Source organism: Micromonospora sp. SD19 (assembly GCF_054462275.1).
The window spans coordinates 265,951-284,541 of record NZ_JBTLMN010000001.1; the positions used below are offsets into that span (position 1 = coordinate 265,951).

Consider the following 18,591-nt stretch of genomic DNA (forward strand, 5'->3'; position numbering starts at 1 on the left):
AATACCTTTCCATCTATCGAAGCGTGGGGAAAGAATTCTTCACACACGGTCGGTGACCTCGTCCAATCGGTACGGAGTGTCACGGCCGTGCGGGTTGCGGATCGGTAACAAGCGTCTCTACTCTGGTCATTCGTCGGGCCGACAGCAGCTCCGCCCAGCCCGGGCGGTAACGGACCGACACCGCCGAGTCGTTTCCGAGCGAACCGGGGACCCAGGTCCCTCGGGGTGAATCCGCAGCCACTGCGGTAGGGCGCCGACTTCCCGCCCGAACCCGTCAGCTAACCCGGTAGGCGGTCAGGAAGAAGGAGTACGGAACCCCGGTGGCACTCCATGCCCCGCGGCCGTCGTCCGAGCGGTCGGCATCAGCCGGCCCGACGTCGATCGTGCCGCGCCCACGCTGGTCCCGCTTCACCACCGCACTCGCCGCCCTGGCCGGCGTCGCCGTCGTCCTGACCGGCAGTGCCACGGCGGCCCACGCCGACCCGTCGGTCGCCGAGATCGAGCGCCAGATCGACGCCGACTGGAACAAGCTCGAACCGATCATCGAACGGCACAACGCCACCCGCGCCGACCTCGCCGCGAAGCGCAAGCAGGCCGACGCCCTGGCCGCCCGGATCACCCCGCTGGAGCGCCAGGTCGACGCCGCGATGGACAAGGTCAGCGCCCTGGCCGTACGCGCCTACAAGGGTGAGAACGTGTTGACCGTCAACGCGGTGCTGGGCAGCCGGTCGCCCAGCGAGGTGGTCGGCCAGCTCGAGATGCTCGACCGCTTCGCGCACAACCAACAGAAGGACGTACGCGAGGTCGCCGACCTGCGCGACCAGCTGGCCGCGCAGAAGGCGCCGCTGGACGAGATGGTGGCCCAGCTGACCCGCACCGAAGCTCAGCTGGCGGCGAAGAAGAAGCAGATCAACGAAGAGATCGACCGCCTGCAGAAGCTGCGCCTCAAGGTGTACGGCAACGGTGGCGGTGGCCCATTGCGCCCGGCGCCCTGCCCGGGCAGCTACCCCGGCGGCGGCGCGGGCACCGCTGTCAAGTTCGCCTGCGCCCAGATCGGCAAGCCCTACGTCTGGGGTGCCGAGGGTCCGAACTCGTACGACTGCTCCGGGCTGATGCTGGCCGCCTGGGCGAAGGCCGGCGTGTCGCTGCCACACAACGCCGCCGCGCAGAGCCGCGTCACGAAGAACGTCAGCAGGGGCGACCTGCGCCCCGGCGACCTGGTCTTCTACTACAGCGACATCCACCACGTCGGCATGTACGTCGGCGGCGGCTGGGTGGTGCACGCTTCGCAGGCCGGTCAACCGGTCAAGATGAAGAAGGTCGACGACGGCCCGATCCACAGCTACGGCCGCCCGGGCTGACCCGGGTGACGAGAGGGCCCGCCGCGATCCGTCGCGGCGGGCCCTCGTCGTCGTGGTTCAGCGGGTGGGCCAGGTGCGCCAGTGCTGCCAGGCGCGGCTCGGCGTCGGCCCCCGCTGGCCCTGGTAGCGCGAGCCGTAGACCACCGAGCCGTACGGGTGCTCGGCCGGCGAGGAGAGCCGGAAGATGCAGAGCTGCCCGATCTTCATGCCGGGCCACAGGGTGATCGGCAGGTTCGCCACGTTCGAGAGTTCCAGCGTCACGTGACCGGAGAAGCCCGGGTCGATGAAGCCGGCGGTGGAGTGGGTGAGCAGCCCGAGCCGGCCCAGGGAGCTCTTGCCCTCCAGTCGGCCGGCGAGCTGGTCACCCAGCGAGATGACCTCCAGCGTCGAGGCGAGCACGAACTCCCCGGGGTGCAGCACGAACGGCTCACCGTCGGGGACCTCGACCGCCGAGGTCAGGTCGTCCTGCTGCATGGCGGGATCGATGTGGGTGTAGAGGTGGTTGTTGAAGACCCGGAACAGCCGGTCGAGTCGGACGTCGATGCTGGACGGTTGGACCAGGGTGGGCTCGAACGGCTCCAGGCCCAGCGTGCCGGCCTTGATCTCGGAGACCAGGTCGCGGTCGGAGAGCAGCATCGGACCACCATAGCCGCGTTGCCGAAAGTGCCCGGATTCGGTGCCGGTGACCAGCGCGTCGAGGTCGCTGCTCGTACATTTGTTCGATAGAATGCCCGCATGGCTTCCTGGTCCGAATTCGCCGCCGACGAGCCCCGACTCGCCGACGGGATCCGCGTTCTCCTCCAGCAGTACGGGCCGGGCTTCGGCTATCTGGCCACGGTCCGCGCCGACGGCGGGCCCCGCGTCCATCCGGTCTCCCCGGTCATCACCGCCGAGGGGCTGTTCTGCTTCATCATCGACTCGCCCAAGCGCCGTGACCTCGAACGGGACGGCCGCTACGCGCTGCACTCGTTCCCGGCCGAGGAGAGCGACGACGAGGCATACGTGGCAGGGCGGGCCCGTCCGGTGACCGATCCGGTCCGGGTGGCGCAGCTGGCGCAGAGCGCCCGCGCCGAGCCGCAGGTCGACTGGCGGCTCTTCGAGTTCACCATCGACGTGGCGATGCTTACCCGCCGTGAGCAGCACATCGCGGGCGTTCCCGGCCTCGCGCCGGGTCGGCCGGCCGTGCGGGTCTGGCTCGACCCAAACGCCCCGTCGGCGGTGGCCACCCCGTTGGCCGTCCCGCCGACGCGCCCGACCCGCCTCAGCCGTGACGTCCAGTGCACGGCCGCCTGACCACGACTGGAAGATCATCGGTGTCGGCTCCGTGAGGACGGAGCCGACACCGGGCTGTACGTACGCCCGCCGCCGGCACCCCGCATGATCAACTCGGTTTCCGTGAAACCGCGGTGTCCCGGCGCTTCGGACGCCCCGATTTTCAGCAAGCCGAGTGGATCAACCCGGGTCGGCCAGGGTTGTGCGGTATGCGGACACCCGCGGCCGGCGGGGGTACCTGGGTGCACGGGCTCGACGACTCGGGTACAGTGGTGCCGCTTGCGGGTGTAGTTCAATGGCAGAACATCAGCTTCCCAAGCTGACAGTGCGGGTTCGATTCCCGTCACCCGCTCCACGCGAAGGGCCCTGGTCAGGACGAGAGTCCCAGCCAGGGCCTTCGACGTTTCCCAGGCCACGAGCACCCGGCGGGCCATCCACAGGCCGGTAGCCAGAAGGTCGAGCGGACACCGTGCCGATAGGCCCACGACGAGATCCGGGCGGCCCGGCCGCAAAGGCCGGACCGCCCGGGCGCGCCGAAACGGCGCCGAGGAATATCAGCAGGTCTGGATCCAGCGTGATCTGACGCCCGCGTCCAGCGTCACCTCGTCACCCGTAGCTACGGTGACCCAGTCGGTGTGGCCGTAGTTGGCGCCACCGGTCTCGTTCCAGTAGTAGATCAGGTCCGAGTCGATCGAGTCGATGAACTCGTGCGGGTCGTACACGTGAAACTGCACCCGGTAGGTGCCCGGGCGGACGTACGCCGTGAAGGTGCCGTCGGGATTGATGGTGGTCAGCCCGCCGGAGCCGGACGAGCCGGGTTGCGTCGCCACCTCGATGCGGTAGATCCCTTCGTAGCCGACCGGGGCGCCCACCTCGCACGTGTCCCACACGCGGTTGTTGTTGCCGTCCACCCAGACGGTGCCGCGGACGATCGCCCCCTGCTCGACCGTGACGGTGTGCCGCGCCGTGTTGTTCTCCAGGGTCGTCTCCGGCAACGTCGTCGCCGCGGTCGCCTCCATCGTCACGACGTCGCCGACGGTGGTGGAGGTGAGGATCCCGCCGTAGTACAGCTGCTCGCTCGTCTCGCCCGGCCACAGCGGGCTGTGGATGCAGCGCCAGCCAGTCCGGCCGTCGGCGACGCCGTCGCCGAACGCGCAGTCCCACCCCTCGCTCGACATCTCCGAGCCCTGCATCCCGGCCGGCACCGGGATGGTGACGGTCACCTCGCCCGAGGGGGAGTTCCCGGAGTTCCGGAGAGACGTGGAAACATTGACATACTCGTTCGGGAGGAGCTGCTGGCTGGTTGCGGCGGGCACGAACTCGAGGTCCATCGTGCTGGGGATGTAGCGCACGCTCGCCTGGCCGATGTTGTTGGCGGTCGACGACTCCATACCGGTCTTCGCCGTGGCGGTGACGGTCACCGCGTCTCCGGCTGTGCCGGGCGGGAGCCCGAACGGCAGGTTCAGCGTGTCGGCGATCTCCCCGGCGGCCAGGGGGGCGTGTACGCAGGTCGCGGTGCCCTGCAGGTCACAGCTCCAGCTCGGCGGGATCACGAACCCGTCGGAGGAGAACCAGGCGCCCGCCGGCAGCGTGAACGCCACTGTCACATCCTGGCTGGCCTTCGTGCCGGAGTTGCGTACGTCGAGGGTAAGGGTCGACCAGCCACCGCTGGCCGGCACCTCGACGGTGTCGACGGAGGCGGCGACCACGAGGTCCGCCCGGGAGGGGGCGGCGCCCGCCGGGCCGGTGGGCAGCAGGCCGGTGGCGAGCCCGGCCAGCGCGCCGACCAGGAGACTGCTACGGAGCAGGTGCTGGCGGGTGGAGCGGAATTGAACGGACATCAGGTCCTAACGTCGGAGGGGATCGACCGGGCCAGCGGCCCGGTCCTCGGGATCGTCGGCGTCCATCCGATAGAGCGCCAAGATCATGACCATCGTTACGTCGCGCCGGCGGGCTCCCGAATAGCGATGGGCCATCCACGGGCCACAAGGTCGTACAACCAGGGGTCAAACCAGGCCACCCGCCTGCAATGTTGTTGCGGTCAGCAACGCCAGCAACCCCGGCGGCGCTACAAGACCGCGAAGACCTCGCCCTTCCCGCGTTAACCTCGCTGGTCTCCCAGAGCGTTCAGGTGGTGGGAGGGACACACACCATGCAACGACCCCGGGAACTGGCACCGCCGGAGGGCTTCGCCGAGTTCGTCGCGGCGCGCTCCGATGCGCTGCTGCGTTCGGCCTGGCTACTCACCGGTGATGCCGGGCGGGCCGAGGACCTGTTGCAGACGGTCCTGGCGGATGTCTGGCGGCGCTGGGCCACGATCAACAGCGCCGGGCATCCCGAGGCGTACCTGCGCAGAGCGTTGTTCACCACCTACGTCTCCTGGTGGCGACGGCGCTGGCGCAGTGAGGTGCCGAGCCAGCCGCCGGACCAGCCCTCACGTGGCGACATGGCCGGGGAGTCCGCCGACCGGGACGCCGTACGCCGCGCACTGGCCCGGCTGAGCCGGCAGCAGCGGGCGATCGTGGTGCTCCGCTACGTCGAGGACCTGACGGTGCAGCGGACAGCGGAAGTGCTCGGCTGCTCGCACAACACCGTAAAGGTGCAGGCCTTCCGCGCTTTACGGATTCTGCGTACCGATCCGGATCTTGAATTGTTCGCCGCCTGGAGGTCGCGAAGTGACGCATGAAGATGAGGACATCAGGCTCCTGCTGACCAGCGCCGTTCCGCCACTGACACCGCCACCGGACCGGGTCGTCGAAGTGGCCAGGCGGGTCCGCCGGCGCCGGCAGCGCCTGATCGGAAGCGCAGCGCTCGCCGTGGCAGTGGTCGTTGGCCTGGGCGTCGGAGGGGCGCAGATACTCAACGGCGTACCTTCACCGCACACGGCTGCCGATTCCGCCGGTCAGGGGCGGTGGACTTCGTGCGTGGAGGCCGCACCGGAGATGGTCGCGCGCGGCTTCCGTGTCCCAACGAGTGAAGCAGCCGCCCTGCCCCGTCTCGGCGATGACTTCATCCCCACCGCGGTCGTCGTCTGCCGGGTGGAGCGTCCTCCTGTCCGGTCCGAGTGGCTCTTGACGGAGCGGCGTAGCGATGACGTCGCCGCCGTCGCCACCCTCGTCGCCGCCCTCCGCCGGCCCGACGCGCCGGAGAATCCCGGCCTCGCCTGCAGAGCGGTCCTGCAGGAGGCACCCTGGCTCGCGCTCGTTGACGCGGACGGCCGGTGGATGCGGCCCGGCATACCACTCGATTCCTGCCACGACAATCTGCCGGACGATTTCCGGGCAGCGCTCGATGCTCTGCCGCTGACCACCGTGGCGACCCGTCCGGTCGCCGAGCGCGATTCGGCCAGAGCGGGTTGCAGCCAGCGCGAGGTCGACATGACATCCTTGGCGGCCGACCCTGAAGCCCGTTTCGTGACCCTGCCAGAGCCGTTCCCCGCCGGGCAGCAGGTCCGCCTCTGCGTCTACTACGTGCCGAAGAGTAGGCAGGGGCACGGCGAGCCACTCGGCGAGTTCGCGCACGGAACGGTGCTGCCGGAGGACCAACGAGCGGCGATCGAGGGTGCGCTGCGGGCGTCTCGACCGGCGAACCCGTGCAGCACCCGTGCGAGCCGGTTCGCTGTGCTGATCCCACTGACCACCAGCGAGCCCCGCACCTACGTCGAACTCGACGGCTGCCGCCGAATCACCGTGCGAGTCGCTCCCGACCAACGGACCATCGGACAGGGCGACGCCGCGCTGATCGAGCTGATCGACAAGCCGTGACCTGTCGGGCGAGGCATCCGGGGATGTCCGGGCCGCGCCTCGACGTCAGGCCGAGACCGCCTGGAGACCCGTACCAGTTGCCGCTGGGGGTGGGCCCAACGGGAACTCACCGACGGTGCGCCACGGGCTGACGTCCGGTGTGCCGGCGATCAGCCGGACCCTGTCGACGGCCGCGTTGATCGGCAGGTGCGCGGCGACGGTTTCCGCCGCGTGGGTCAGCACGGGCTTGTCGGCGTCGTGACCGATGGTCAGGTGCGGCACCACGTCGCTGTGCGCCCCGCCGTACGGGGGTGCCTCAGGAAACCGTCGCCACACTGCCCCGGTGAGGTCGCGGAAGGGCCGATGTGGCTGCGGAGCAAGCCAGAGGACCGTGTCACCGAACCAGTCGACGTGCGTCAGTGCGACGTCGAACCGAGGTATCCCGGCGATGGTGTCACGCAGCGCGGCCAAGGCCCGCTCGTCGATCTGCTGCGGTGGCAGGAACGGGTAGAGGACTGTCACGTGCGCTGGGACGCCCCACGAGGCGGCCCGGTCGAGTGATGCCCGGAACCTGCCGACCGCCTCCTCGGCCTCGGGTATCGGCACGATGAGCGCCGTCTGCGTCGGCTCCATACCCTGCGGTTTCCTATCGGTAGTCGGCGAAGATTCGCCGTTCCACGCCATCAACGGTGACCGGGCCCCCGTGGGGAAGGATCCACTGTGGTCTGGTGTGGCCGAACGGGACGCCGACACAGACGACCGCCTCGGGGTTGTAGCGGGTCACCACGTCGACGACCGTGTCCCGCTGCTGCTCACGAAGCCGTGCCCGATCCTCGGCCGCGGGTCGACGGTTGTGGTCGGAGACCGGCGGACGGGCGACCACTACCGCGTCGACGGCGCTGAGAAGACCGCGCTCACCGAGTGATCGGACGATCCAACCGACCTCGCGGGCGGGAAGGAGCTCTTCCGACGTCTCGATGAGCAGCACCCCGCCCTGTAGGGCCTCGGGAGGAAACGGGAAGCGTCCCGCCGTCAGGATCCACTGGATGACCTCCAGGCAGCCACCCCAGGTGCGGCCGGTGACCGAGCGCGACGGCCCGTACCAACTCCACGGCTGCGTCGGTTCGCGCTCGCCGAAGGACTTCAACGCCTGCGGATCTGCCCAGTCGATGCCGATGTCCTCGGACTCACCCGGATCCGTGACCTCCAGCCGTCCCCCGGTGAGCAGGGCCGCTCGCAGCGACCGGACGTGGACGTCGTCAACGGCAGGCCCGGGGCCGAGGTGCACCTGGGACGACCCGCCGTAGAAGCTGGCGATGCCGAGGCCCCAGAGCCAGTGGTGCAGGTTGGTGTTGTCGCTGGTGCCGAGGAACGGCTTCGGGTCGGCTCGGGCCAGGTCGGCGTCCAGGTGGGGGATGACGGTGATCTGGTCGTCGCCTCCGACGACGGCGAGAATGCCGCGTACCTGGGGGTCTGCGAAGGCGGCGTTGATGTCCGCCGCCCGCGCTGCCGCGCTCGCGCCCACCTGGCGGGTGGTGGGGTATTCGACCGGTACGAGACCGGTCAGGTCGGCGAGCCGTCGCATTGCCTGTTCGTGGATCGCCGGATAGGCGCCGGCCGCGGCGAAGGACGGCGAGAGGACCGCGAGGTGGTCCCCGGGGCGGGCTTTTCGAGGACGAACGAGCTCATGCACCATGTCGAGATCCAACAGTTCTGCCCGCCGCTCCGCACCTCATTTCGGGTCGGGCCCGCGGGCCCGACGGACCCGCCGGTCGTCGAGCCAGAGTGCCAGCCCACCGCGGTTGCGGTAGACGACGACGCCGGCGACCACCACGGTGATCAGGATCGTCCAGGACCAGAATCGGCCACCCAACCCACCGGGCGGGTCCGCGGCGCGCGTGCGACCGGCGCTGATCACAGTGTCGGCGACGTCGACAGCGAGGATCTGCTCCGGGGCGGTCATCACTGTTCGTGGCGCGCTGGCGTCGGGCGTCAACGCCAACACCCGTACGCCGCGCACGTTGGGGTAGGCGGTGCGTTGGTCCAGCTCCAGCGGCTGGTCGAACCGGTCCGGGCTGAGGGGCTCGGGCTGGTAGGCGACCACCAGCGCGGACCCGTCCGGGCCCCAGCCGAGCAGCCGGATGGCGGTCACGCCGGTGACGCCGGGCACTGGCAGCGGTGCGGTGTTCCGGCCGGTGGCGCTGTCGACCCGGCGCAGGCTCCAGTCGGTGCTGCCGGCCTTCCGGCTGATCAGCGTCAACGCCCCGTCCGTCGTCCACGCCCCCTTGCCGGCCAGCCAGCTCTCGGCGGGCAGTTCGAAGGTGGACACCGTCCGGCCGTCCGGGTCGGCGACCGTGACGGTCCGACCGATCTGGTACGCGAGCCGTCCACCTCCGGGGGCGAAGGCCACCGACGAGCCGAAGATCGGCTGTTGAGCGGCGTCAGCCAGCTGGGTCCAGCGTTCACCGTCGAGCGTGACGATGCTCAGCACCCGCCGGTAGCCGCTGCGCGTCGGGTCGGTCGGCACGGTGTCGTCGACCACCAGTTGCCTGCCGTCCGGGGACCAGGCCCTGGGGCTCGTCCCCACACTGTTGGTGACCTTGCTGTGCAGTCGCCGGGTACGACCGGTGACGAGGTCGATGAGATCGACCCGGCCGTCCTCGGAGAGGCCGGCGGGCCGGGCCACGTACCGGCCGTCCGGCGAGAGGATGACCTGCTCGCCGACGGGTGCCTCGTAACCCATCGAGAAGATCCGGTAGCGGTCGGAGTCGGCGCTGACCACGCCGACGATGCCGTCCTCGTCCCAGCCCTGGAGACGTCGCGCCTGCCCGCTGAAGATGACCGACGCGGGCCCAAGCCGGGGTCGGTCGGTGGCGTGCAGCGCACCGAGCGGGGGCAGCGCGATCCGGTCGGGTAGTGCGGCGTCCGCGCCGGCCGCCGGATCCACGACAGGGGTACGCGTCAGCGGGAGCACCGCCCCGGTCAGCGTGGCGAGCACGAGCACCACGACAGCGGCGACGACGGCGCGGCGGCGGGAGCGGCGGGCGGTGGCGAGCGCTCGTTCGTAGACCGGGTAGGCGGGGACGTCGGCCGCGGCGGCGTGCAGCGTCTCGCGGAGTCGGGCGGTCACTGATGGCTCCTCTCCACTGTCGGGTCGATCAGGTCGAGGGCGGTCGCCCGCAGCCGGCGGATGGCGTCGTGGCCGTGCCGCTTGACGGTGCCGACCGAGCAGCCGAGCACCTCGGCCGCCTGGGCTTCGGTCAGGTCCTCGTAGAAGCGCAGCACGATGACGGCGCGCTGGCGAGGGGTGAGCCCGCGCAGCGCGTGCAGCAGACTCAGCCGCAGGGCTGTCGTCTCGGAGTGGTCGTCGCCGGGCCGGTCGGTGGGTTGTGCCTCCAGGCGTTCGGTCAGCCGGCGCCGCCGCCACCAGGAGACCTGCTGGTGGTACATCACCCGCCGCACGTACGCCTCGGGGTCGGTGTCGCGGATCCGCCGCCAGTGCCGGTACGTCCGGGCCAGGGCGCTCTGCAACAGGTCCTCGGCGAGTTGATGGTCGCCGGTGAGCAGGTAGGCCGTCCGGGACAGCGCCGGCGTGCGGTGCACCACGAACTCGTGGAACGTCTCGGTCATCCCCACCCCCTCGCCAGGTAGAACGCCACCTGTCCCGGAAATGGTTGAGGCCGGGGTGAGTCTGGCCGGCAGATGATGACACCTGCCGGGATCGACGGCGGTGGTTCCGGCTGGACCACGGCAGCGGCTAGGGTCCGGCGTGGAGGTGGTCCGTGTTCACCGAAGCCTTTCCGATCGTGACGACACCTGACCTGCCACGACTGATCGCGTTCTACCGGGACGTGGTCGGTTTCGAGCTGACCTACCGGTTCCCGGACGAGGGCGTGCCGGAGTTCGTCGCGCTGCGACTGGGCAGCAGCGAGCTCGGCCTGGCCGCCAACCCGGAGGCTGGCGAGCCGGCCGAGTCGCACCGCTGGGAGTTGTGCGTCTACGCCGACGACTGTGACGCGGCAGTGGGTGCGCTGCGCACCGGTGGAGCGACGGTCACCGAGGAGCCGGTCGACCAGCCCTGGGGTGAGCGATCCGCCCGGGTCACCGACCCCGACGGCAACCGGTTGCTGGTGCTGGCCCGGCTGTAGCCGACAGTGCCGGCCAGGAGCGCTGTCATCGTTTCCAGAACAGGAGGTGGGTGACTCCGCTGGGGCTGGGCACCGACTCGAGGTGGAAGCGGTCGAGCAGTTCGTCGGGGCTGTCCCACAACCGTTCGCCCCGGTGCAGGTCGACGGGTGCGACGGCGATGTGCATCGTGTCGACCAGGTCGGCCTCGAGGAACTCACGGATCGTCGCCACCCCGCCACCGAGGCGGACGTCCCGACCGGCGGCTGCCTGCTTCGCCCGGGCCAGCGCTTCGGTCGGGCTGGCGTTGAGGAAATGGAACGTGGTGTCGGCCAGTGTGAACGACGGGCGTTCGTGGTGGGTGAGCACGAAGACCGGTGTGTGGAACGGCGGGTTGTCCCCCCACCATCCCGTCCACTCGTGGTCCTTCCAGGGGCCACGCTGCGGGCCGAACTTGTTGCGACCCATGATCTCCGCGCCGATGTTGCACTCGGCGTCGCGGGTCAGGTAGTCGTCCAGGCCGCGACTGCCGCCCGGCTCGGTGCGGTACACGAAGCTGGCGGTGGCGGCACGCCAGGAGAACAGTGGGGTGGGGTCCGCGTGACCGAAGGGGCGTTCCAGGCTCTGCCCCTCTCCGGTGCCGAACCCGTCGCGTGAAACGTTGAAGCACTGCACCCGCAACAGCTGTGACATGGTGTTTCCTCCTTTCCGGTCGGCAGTGGTTCAGTTCGCGGTTGCCGTCGGGCCGCCGCCACGGCCCCGGTCGTCGAGCACAAGCGGGGCGCGACCGCGCACCGCGTACCGGATGTGGGTCACCTGCGGGGTGGTCAGGACGCGGGTGGGCGTCAGTTCGATGCCCTCCCGGTCGCCCAGGTCGAGGTCCGCGTCGAAGACCCGCAGGCCGGTGCCGAGCACCACCGGCACGACGTGCAGCTCCAACTCGTCGAGCAGGCCGGCCTTGAGTACCTGACGCACCAGGCTGCCGCCACCGGCCACCGCGACGTCCTTGCCACCGGCCACGGCGCGCGCCTGTTCGACGGCGCTGGCCACACCATCGGTGACGTAGGTGAAGCTGGTGCCTCCCCCCTTCATCAGCCGTTGGCGGGGGCGGTGGGTGACGACGAAGACCGGTGCGCGGAACGGCGGCTCCTCACCCCAGGGGATCTCACCCCCGTCGGCCATCCGGCGGCCCATCACGTACGCGCCGGCCGCGCCGAACGACTCGGCGATCACCTCGGAGTTGGTGTCCTGCTCCCCGCCGCTGAAGCCCTGCCGTTCGCGCCAGGCCGCCGCGTCGGTCGCCCACCGGGTGACCCGGAAGAACTTCGCGCTCTCCGTCGAGCCCATCCAGTCGCCGTTGCCGTCGAACTGCGGGCCGGCGTAGAAGCCGTCCACCGACACCGACAGTTGTGCGGTCACCTTCGTCATCGCGCCTGGTCCTCTCTCGGTCGACACCCCGTCCGGGTGCCGCTCGCCGAGAGGTCGGAGCCGAACGCGATGTCCCTACGAGGAGCCAGTGTGACCCGTGTCACTCGTCGGCTTGCTCAACAGCCACGTTCCGGCGTGTTCCGGGTCGCGTGACCAGCGCATCCGGTGCGCCTCCTCCGGTCGGGGCCGCCAGTCCCGGTAGGGCGCGAGGGCCACTCGCCAGGCGATCACCGCCAAGACGTAGAGGCCGGGGCCGATCAGCCAGAGCAGGGCGTCGCGGCGGCGGTAGGAGGCGTCCGGCGCGAGCCAGGCGGTCGCCGCCATCGGCACCGCGACAGCGCTGACGTCGGCCAGCGGCCCACTGCCGAACCGGAACTCGACCAGCTCGCGGAGGACGAGGGACGGAACGACCACCCCGACCAGCATCGCCACGGTGCGGATCACGCGGATCCGGCGATCCGGGGATACGCGGGCAGCAGCCGCCTCGGTGGCCATCCCCCGAGGGTACGGACTGGTGGCGGCGGTGGACCTAGGACTTCCGGTCGCCGATCGCCGCCTCGATCCGCAGACCGAGACCGGTCAGGATGAGGAAAGCGGCCAGGATCTGCGGCTTCAGCGGCTCATGGCTGGACGGCATGCTGAGCAGTGAGACCACGAAACCCGCCAGCAGTGACAGGGTGCCGAACGCCCGTACCGTGTCGGTCCGGCGTGCCTGTATGTCCATGGCCGAACGGTAGCCAAGGTCGGGCGGCGATGTCGTCCCCGTCGCGGCGATCGACCCTCCACTCCGCAGGGGCAGCGATTTATGGGTGGACGGGTTGCATCTTTTCAAAACAGAGACATTGATCTTCCTGGCTGTGTCCAGTATCGTCGGTCCAAGCCGAGGGCATTGAGGCGGGGCACGGGGCTAGCGCCAAATGCCGCGGCATGGGAGGAAATATGCTGCTGCGTCGCGTCCTGACAATCTTTGCGCTGGCGGCCATCGCCGCTACCGCCACCGCTACACCTGTAATGGCTGCTCCGGCAGGTGGAGTGGAGACCATGGCCACCTCGACGTGCAACAGGTGGATCTCTTACAACGGGGCCGACGTGCCTGCGTACGGGAGTAACGTCAATTGCTCGCTGCGTCGGGGCAATGCGAACTCTGCCGTCTTTCAGCTGCAGGTCACAATGAACGTCTGCTACGAATGGGTTCTCCGTAGCCAGGGCGTCTATCCGCTCACTGCCGATAGCAGTTTCGGTCCAGCTACCGAAAAGGCACTACGAGCCGTTCAGTCTGCGGTAGCCACACCCTCCGACGGAGTGTATGGCCCGAATACCCGTAAGGCCATTTATCACCAGGGTTCAAATGGCACGTCCTGCAGGCAGGTGCCGTAAACCGTAGTCGCTCGGGTCGGAGGGTGGCCGGCGGGCACGCCGCAGGTCGCCCTCCGGCAGACCGCCGTGAGGTCCACAGCGAAACGAGAGCGAGAACCCGACCCTGGTGGTGTCCCCGGCTAGGGTGGCGATCATGCGGATTGGCATCGTGATCCTGCCGGACCAGCGGTGGGCGGAGTCGCAGCGTCGTTGGCGCCAGGTCGACGAGTGGGGTTTCGACCACGCCTGGACGTACGACCACCTGGGTTGGCGTGACCTGGTCGACGGCCCGTGGTTCGACTCGATGTCCACGTTGACGGCCGCCGCCACGGTGACCTCGCGGATTCGGCTGGGCACCCTCGTGGCGTCGCCGAACTTCCGGCACCCGGCCGCGTTCGCCCGGCAGATCACCACCGTGGACGACGTCTCGGGCGGTCGGCTGCTGCTCGGCCTGGGCGCGGGCGGCATCGGCTTCGACTCGGCGGTGTTGGGTGGTGAGACATTGCCACCGCGGCAGCGGGTCGACCGGTTTGCCGAGTTCACCGAGCTGTTGGATCTGATCCTGCGGGAGGACGGCACCACCTGGCGTGGCGACTGGTTCGCCTCGGTGGACGCCCGCAACAATCCCGGCTGCGTGCAGCAGCCCCGGGTGCCGTTCGTGGTGGCCGCCAACGGGCCACGGTCGATGCGGTTGGTGGCCCGGTTCGGGCAGGGCTGGGTGACCACCGGCACCGGTGACGACAACGACCTGGCGGGTTGGTGGGCCAGCGTGTCGGCGCTGTCCGCGCGGATGGACCGGACCCTGGCCGAGGCCGGCCGCGATCCGGCCAGCCTGGACCGCTACCTCTCGCTGGACGCGGCGCCGGTCTTCTCGCTCAGCAGCGCCCAGTTCTTCGCCGATCAGGTCGGCCGGGCCGCCGAGCTGGGCTTCACCGACGTGGTGACGCACTGGCCGCGGGCCAGCAGCTGGTACGCCGGTGACGAGGCCGTCCTGGTGGACGTGGCGACCCGGCTGCTGCCACAACTACGCGGCTGAGTCCGCCGCGCCCGAACCCGCCGGGCTGAGTCCCCGCACCCGAACCCGCCGGGTCAGGTGCCGAGGTCGCCGCCGGCCACCCCACCCTCGCCGCCGGAGACCAGCCGGAAGCGGAGGCAGACGATCGGGGTGTCGTCGTCGACCGGCGTGCCGAGCCGCGCCCAGTAGGCCGAGTGCCCGCCCCGCCACTCCTCGATCGAGCGGTCACCCTCGCCCTCGGCGTGGGCGAAGTCCCAGGGCACGTCGGCGAAACGGACCACCTCGACTCCGGTGATCTCCACGACGCCGGCCAGGGCGTCGTCGTCGTCGACCAGCGCCAGGCGTTCGCCGACGTGCTCCAACTCCTCGCCCTCGTCCGCGTACTCGGCGAGCCGCCCGGCCGTGGCGGTCTTCACCCCGGCCAGCACCAGGGTGTTGAGGGTTGCCCGTAGCTCGCCGGGGGTGCCGAGAGCGAGGGCGCGCAGTTCACCGATCCGAGGCCACATCCTGCCGAGGCTAGGCCAGCACGGGCCGGGACGCTGCCGCAATACCCGTCGCCCCGCTCAGATCAACTGGCCGGCGTAGCCGGGTGCGGTGAGGAGCCGGTCGTCGCCGCTGGCCGCGTACGCGTCGAGGATCGCGTCGGCCAGCTTGACCACGTGCTCGTCGCCGTGCCGGGCCGCGCGGGCGAAGACCTCCGCTGGCGTCGCCGGGGCCACCGTCGGTGGCGCGATGCCGTCGGCCGGGGCGTACACCGAGGTCATGGCCGCCGTCGCGGCCCAGGCCGCGGTGAGGCTCGGCGCCCACAGGGCCCGGTCCAGAGCCGGCAGGGTACGCAGCACAGCGGTCGGCGCGGTCACCGCGTGCACCAGCATGACCGGGTTGGTGTGCCCGAAGCGCAGGTAGTCCAGGCCGGCCCGGTGCACCAGCGTGGTGAGCCCGCGCTGCGCCTCGGCCGGGCTCCGCGCCGGTCGCAGCGCCGCGAGCGCCGGCTCCCACCGGGGTACGTCCGGCAGCCGGCCCAGCCGATCCCGGATGCCCCCGGTCTGGTCGTCGATCCGCGGCACCCCGGCCAGCGCGGCCGCCACGTCGACGTCGCTGGTGCCCGACTGCTCCGGATTGCCGGCGAGCAGTTGGTCGGTGCCGGGGATCGGCTGCCAGCGGGCCGCCCAGTAGCCGAGGGCCTGGCCCAACTCGGCGAGCCGCAGTGGGTTCTCGTCGGCCGAGTCGAGCGCGCGTACGGCGTGCCCGACCCGGATCACCCCGTGGGTGGCACCGGCGGCGATGCCCGGCAGCAGCCGGGGCCACCAGGTGCCGAGCACCGCGCGCCACGGGTGTTCGCGCAGTTGGCCGTCGAAGTAGGTCAACCAGTCGCCGGCGCGCTTCGGGTCGCCCAGCGCTGACCGCCAGTCGTCGATCGGGTGCAGCCCCCGGGGCAGTTCGTCGAGGCGGCCGAGGTAGTCGTCGAGCCAGCGGTGCACCCGTTGCTGGTGCCCGTGCCGGACCAACGCCTCGACGGCCATCGGCCCGTGGTTGGACAACCAGCCCTCGAACTCGGGGCCGGTGCGGTGCAGTCGCTCGTACGCCTCGTCGAGAACTCCGTCACTCATCAGTCGATCGTCAATGCTGAACCTCGCTTGAGGTCAAGCGGGCAGATCGGCGGCGGCGATCAGGCCGGTGATCCGGAGGTCGGCCGCGACGTCGGGCGGGCAGTCCACCGCCACCACGGCGGTGCCCAGCACCTCGGCGCCCCGTGCGGCGCAGATGTCGTAGAGGGCGCGTAGCTGCGCGCCGGTGCGCACCCAGTCGTCCACCACCAGCACCCGGTCGTCGGGGCCGAGGTGTCGGTCCCGTACGGCGAGGTCGACGCGTCGGCCCCGGTAGTCCGGTGGGCTCTGGGCCCAGGTGAGCGGTCCGGCCGGCAGCCGTCCGTCACCGGGTTTGTGTGCGGCCACGAAGCCGACCCCGAGGGCGGTGGCGGCCAACGGCCCCAGCAGCAGCCCGGTGACGGCCGGCGCGAGCACCACGGTGGGCCGGGCGGCCCGGTAGGGCGCGACCAGGGCCGGTCCCAGTTCGGCCAGCACCGTCGGGTCCCGCCACCAACCGGAGATGTCGCTGACCAGGTGACTGGTGCCCGGGCCGGGGTCGATCCACCGGAACAGGGCGGCCAGGCGTTCGGTCAGCTCGGAGGGCATCCGCTCATCCTGCGGTACGGACGGTGGGTCCCGCCGCACCCGGGCCGCCCGGCCCACCCCGGATCGGATGATCGGCTACACGTACCTGTGCAAATGCGGGCATAGCACCATGATCACGTTGACTTCGGAAGTGCTTCTCTCGTTACGGTCCGACCCGGTTTGTTCAGACGACGAAAGGACCGGGCCGGTGGCAGGCAGGCACTCCCGTACCCGCATCTTCTCCTCCCCGGCGGGCATCGTGGCCACCGCGGCGGTCGGCGTCGCCCTCGCGGTCGGGGGCACCGTCGGTGCCGTGCAGCTGGCCTCCGGCTCCGACCAGTCGGGGCAGGTTGCTCTCGACCTCACCCCGACCACCGCCGCGAGCAGCCTCACCCCCAGCTCCCCAAGCGTCTCCCCGAGCGCCAGCGCCTCGCCCAGTGCGACCGCAAGCCCGTCGGCGACCCGGTCGCAGCAGGCCGCCTCCCGGAGCAAGGAGCGCACCACGTCGCCGAAGCCGAAGCCGAAGCCGACCGCGAAGAAGACCACGGCCGCGGCGAAGGTGCTGGAGAGCGGTTCGTGCGGTGCCTCGTTCTATTCCGACGGGCAGCTCACCGCCAACGGCGAGTCGTTCAACCCTGACGCGCTGACCGCCGCGCACAAGACACTGCCGTTCAACACCAAGGTCCGGGTGACCAACCCGGCCAACGGCAAGTCGGTGACGGTGCGGATCAACGACCGCGGCCCGTTCATCGACGGCCGCTGCCTGGATCTCTCCCGGGCCGCCTTCGCCACCATCGCCTCGGTCGACGTGGGCGCGCTCACCGTCCGCTACGAGGTTCTCGGCTGAGCGGCGCGGACGACGCCGATTCGGTCAGCCGACTGGGCCGGCCGGACAGAACCTGCTCGGACGACGGGTCAGGTTCATTCACCGGTTCACGTGGATCAGGCAAACTGTCAGTCGTACCCACGCGACTCCTCCAGTCGGGCCGCCGCCCGCTGAGCCCCGGATCCCGCGCCGGCCTCGGCGCGGCCCTCGTTCTGCTCGCGATCGTGTCGGCGGTGGAGGTGGCGGACGGCCGGGAGGTGCACTACGTCGCGCTCCTGGCCGCCGCACCGGTGCTCGCCGCGGCCCTGGCGTCCTGGCTGGTGGTCCTGGGGGTGGGCGTCGCGGCGACTCTGTTCAGCGTCGGCTTCGCGCTGGTCGCGCCGAAGGTTTCGTTGGACACCTCGGTCAACGTTGTCGCGGTCGCGCTCGTCACCGCGTTGGCAGTGGCGGTGGCCTGGGTTCGCCAGCGGCAGGCCGAGCGGATCGTCGAGCTGACCAAACTCGCCTCGGTGGCCCAGCAGGCGGTGTTGCGCCCGCTCGGACCGCAGGTCGGCACGCTCTCGGTAGCGGGGCGTTACATCTCCTCCACCGCGACGGCCGAGATCGGCGGCGACCTGTACGAGGCGATCGACACCCCCTACGGCGTACGCATGATCATCGGTGACGTGCGAGGCAAGGGCCTGGACGCGGTCCGGCTGGCCAGCATCGTCCTCGGTTCCTACCGGCACGTGGCGTACGAGCGGGCCGACCTGCGGGCCGTCGTCGCCGACCTGGACCGGGCGGTGGCCCGCAACGTCGGGGACGAGGACTTCGTCACGGCGGCACTGGTCGAGGAGCGGGGCGGCACCCTGACGATCGTCAACTGCGGGCATCCGCCGCCGCTGCTGCTGCGTCGGGGCGCGGTGATCCCGCTGGAACCGCCGGCCCCGGCGCCTCCGCTCGGGTTCATGCCGGTGGTCCGCCCCCGGGTCGAACGCCTGGAGCCCGGGGACAGGCTGCTGTTGTTCACCGACGGTCTCGGCGAGGCGCGGCGGGACGGCGAGTTCTTCCCCACCGCCGACCGGGCCTGGCGGCTGCTCGGCCATGGCACTGTCGCCGACGGGCTGGCGTCGCTGGAGACCGCCCTGGTCGAGTGGGTCCACGGCCGGCTTGACGACGACATCGCGCTGGTCCTGATGGAGTACGTGGGTGCTCGTACCAGCGCGGCCGTGGCCGTCCCGAGCTGGGAGGTCGGCGCCGCCGAGAGCTGAGTCGGCCGGCGGCACCGCAGGTGTGTAATCGCCGTCACTTG

The 18,591-nt window shown here is 70.6% G+C and carries 22 protein-coding genes, 1 tRNA gene and 1 riboswitch; of the genes, 10 read left to right on the forward strand and 13 right to left on the reverse strand.

What is annotated here, in order from left to right; translation table 11 throughout:
• Positions 1–171: 171 nt before the first annotated feature.
• A riboswitch (cyclic di-AMP (ydaO/yuaA leader) is annotated at positions 172–307 on the forward strand.
• Between the two features lie 13 nt (positions 308–320).
• Positions 321–1,361, forward strand: coding sequence for a C40 family peptidase (locus ACX27O_RS01240; RefSeq protein WP_030332007.1), 1,041 nt, complete (start codon positions 321–323; stop codon positions 1,359–1,361).
• A gap of 57 nt (positions 1,362–1,418) precedes the next feature.
• Here the strand turns inward: ACX27O_RS01240 and dcd are convergent, their stop codons facing one another.
• Positions 1,419–1,997 (reverse strand): dCTP deaminase, encoded by a 579-nt coding sequence (gene dcd / locus ACX27O_RS01245; RefSeq protein WP_030332009.1) that lies wholly within the window; start codon positions 1,995–1,997, stop codon positions 1,419–1,421.
• Positions 1,998–2,096: 99 nt separating this feature from the next.
• On the opposite strand from dcd, the gene ACX27O_RS01250 reads away from it, so the two are divergent.
• On the forward strand, positions 2,097–2,654 hold the full coding sequence (locus ACX27O_RS01250; RefSeq protein WP_030332010.1) for a pyridoxamine 5'-phosphate oxidase family protein: 558 nt from the start codon (positions 2,097–2,099) through the stop codon (positions 2,652–2,654).
• Between the two features lie 260 nt (positions 2,655–2,914).
• Positions 2,915–2,988, forward strand: a tRNA-Gly gene (locus tag ACX27O_RS01255).
• Positions 2,989–3,187: 199 nt separating this feature from the next.
• Here the strand turns inward: ACX27O_RS01255 and ACX27O_RS01260 are convergent.
• Positions 3,188–4,474: a DUF11 domain-containing protein gene (locus ACX27O_RS01260; RefSeq protein ID WP_030332012.1), complete on the reverse strand. Its 1,287-nt coding sequence runs from the start codon at positions 4,472–4,474 to the stop codon at positions 3,188–3,190.
• 311 nt (positions 4,475–4,785) lie between these two features.
• Between ACX27O_RS01260 and ACX27O_RS01265 the strand changes: the two genes are divergently transcribed.
• Positions 4,786–5,319, forward strand: coding sequence for a SigE family RNA polymerase sigma factor (locus ACX27O_RS01265; protein WP_051708459.1), 534 nt, complete (start codon positions 4,786–4,788; stop codon positions 5,317–5,319).
• Positions 5,309–6,397 (forward strand): hypothetical protein, encoded by a 1,089-nt coding sequence (locus ACX27O_RS01270; RefSeq protein ID WP_458938818.1) that lies wholly within the window; start codon positions 5,309–5,311, stop codon positions 6,395–6,397. The genes ACX27O_RS01265 and ACX27O_RS01270 overlap by 11 nt, the downstream gene beginning before the upstream one ends.
• 45 nt (positions 6,398–6,442) lie before the next feature.
• Here the strand turns inward: ACX27O_RS01270 and ACX27O_RS01275 are convergent, their stop codons facing one another.
• The 4 genes from ACX27O_RS01275 to ACX27O_RS01290 form a co-directional block, all read right to left on the reverse strand.
• Positions 6,443–7,009 carry a 2'-5' RNA ligase family protein gene (locus tag ACX27O_RS01275; RefSeq protein ID WP_051708461.1) on the reverse strand — a complete coding sequence of 189 codons (567 nt, stop codon included), beginning with the start codon at positions 7,007–7,009 and terminating at the stop codon, positions 6,443–6,445.
• Positions 7,010–7,022: 13 nt separating this feature from the next.
• The gene (locus tag ACX27O_RS01280; protein WP_458939093.1) at positions 7,023–7,961 is read right to left on the reverse strand and encodes an LD-carboxypeptidase; all 939 of its coding nucleotides are present in this window, start codon (positions 7,959–7,961) and stop codon (positions 7,023–7,025) included.
• 147 nt (positions 7,962–8,108) lie between these two features.
• On the reverse strand, positions 8,109–9,506 hold the full coding sequence (locus ACX27O_RS01285; protein ID WP_357637283.1) for a WD40 repeat domain-containing protein: 1,398 nt from the start codon (positions 9,504–9,506) through the stop codon (positions 8,109–8,111).
• Positions 9,503–10,006: a SigE family RNA polymerase sigma factor gene (locus tag ACX27O_RS01290; protein WP_210857705.1), complete on the reverse strand. Its 504-nt coding sequence runs from the start codon at positions 10,004–10,006 to the stop codon at positions 9,503–9,505. The genes ACX27O_RS01285 and ACX27O_RS01290 overlap by 4 nt, the downstream gene beginning before the upstream one ends.
• A gap of 176 nt (positions 10,007–10,182) precedes the next feature.
• Here ACX27O_RS01290 and ACX27O_RS01295 point away from each other — a divergent pair, with 176 nt between their 5' ends.
• Positions 10,183–10,524 (forward strand): VOC family protein, encoded by a 342-nt coding sequence (locus ACX27O_RS01295; protein WP_245233624.1) that lies wholly within the window; start codon positions 10,183–10,185, stop codon positions 10,522–10,524.
• A gap of 25 nt (positions 10,525–10,549) precedes the next feature.
• Here the strand turns inward: ACX27O_RS01295 and ACX27O_RS01300 are convergent, their stop codons facing one another.
• The 4 genes from ACX27O_RS01300 to ACX27O_RS01315 all read right to left on the reverse strand — a co-directional run bounded on the left by ACX27O_RS01300 (position 10,550) and on the right by ACX27O_RS01315 (position 12,653).
• Positions 10,550–11,194, reverse strand: coding sequence for a dihydrofolate reductase family protein (locus ACX27O_RS01300; RefSeq protein WP_030332036.1), 645 nt, complete (start codon positions 11,192–11,194; stop codon positions 10,550–10,552).
• Positions 11,195–11,224: 30 nt separating this feature from the next.
• On the reverse strand, positions 11,225–11,929 hold the full coding sequence (locus ACX27O_RS01305) for a dihydrofolate reductase family protein (protein WP_210857707.1): 705 nt from the start codon (positions 11,927–11,929) through the stop codon (positions 11,225–11,227).
• A gap of 75 nt (positions 11,930–12,004) precedes the next feature.
• Complete coding sequence (locus tag ACX27O_RS01310; protein WP_210857708.1) at positions 12,005–12,424, reverse strand: hypothetical protein; 420 nt, start codon at positions 12,422–12,424, stop codon at positions 12,005–12,007.
• A 34-nt stretch (positions 12,425–12,458) separates the two neighbouring features.
• A complete protein-coding gene (locus ACX27O_RS01315; protein ID WP_030332039.1) occupies positions 12,459–12,653 on the reverse strand; it encodes a hypothetical protein in 195 nt (64 codons plus the stop codon).
• Between the two features lie 446 nt (positions 12,654–13,099).
• On the opposite strand from ACX27O_RS01315, the gene ACX27O_RS01320 reads away from it, so the two are divergent.
• On the forward strand, positions 13,100–13,306 hold the full coding sequence (locus ACX27O_RS01320; RefSeq protein ID WP_369009997.1) for a peptidoglycan-binding domain-containing protein: 207 nt from the start codon (positions 13,100–13,102) through the stop codon (positions 13,304–13,306).
• 133 nt (positions 13,307–13,439) lie between these two features.
• Positions 13,440–14,321, forward strand: coding sequence for an LLM class flavin-dependent oxidoreductase (locus ACX27O_RS01325; protein WP_458938819.1), 882 nt, complete (start codon positions 13,440–13,442; stop codon positions 14,319–14,321).
• A 53-nt stretch (positions 14,322–14,374) separates the two neighbouring features.
• Here ACX27O_RS01325 and ACX27O_RS01330 read toward each other — a convergent pair whose 3' ends face one another.
• From ACX27O_RS01330 to ACX27O_RS01340, 3 genes are read right to left on the reverse strand one after another with little or no spacing between them, the layout of a single operon-like run.
• Positions 14,375–14,806: an ASCH domain-containing protein gene (locus ACX27O_RS01330; RefSeq protein WP_036411454.1), complete on the reverse strand. Its 432-nt coding sequence runs from the start codon at positions 14,804–14,806 to the stop codon at positions 14,375–14,377.
• 57 nt (positions 14,807–14,863) lie between these two features.
• Positions 14,864–15,910 carry a questin oxidase family protein gene (locus tag ACX27O_RS01335; RefSeq protein WP_030332042.1) on the reverse strand — a complete coding sequence of 349 codons (1,047 nt, stop codon included), beginning with the start codon at positions 15,908–15,910 and terminating at the stop codon, positions 14,864–14,866.
• Between the two features lie 33 nt (positions 15,911–15,943).
• A complete protein-coding gene (locus tag ACX27O_RS01340; RefSeq protein ID WP_030332043.1) occupies positions 15,944–16,495 on the reverse strand; it encodes a phosphoribosyltransferase family protein in 552 nt (183 codons plus the stop codon).
• A gap of 187 nt (positions 16,496–16,682) precedes the next feature.
• On the opposite strand from ACX27O_RS01340, the gene ACX27O_RS01345 reads away from it, so the two are divergent.
• A complete protein-coding gene (locus ACX27O_RS01345) occupies positions 16,683–17,321 on the forward strand; it encodes a septal ring lytic transglycosylase RlpA family protein (RefSeq protein ID WP_030332045.1) in 639 nt (212 codons plus the stop codon).
• Between the two features lie 104 nt (positions 17,322–17,425).
• Positions 17,426–18,550 (forward strand): PP2C family protein-serine/threonine phosphatase, encoded by a 1,125-nt coding sequence (locus ACX27O_RS01350; RefSeq protein ID WP_458939094.1) that lies wholly within the window; start codon positions 17,426–17,428, stop codon positions 18,548–18,550.
• Positions 18,551–18,591 lie beyond the last annotated feature (41 nt).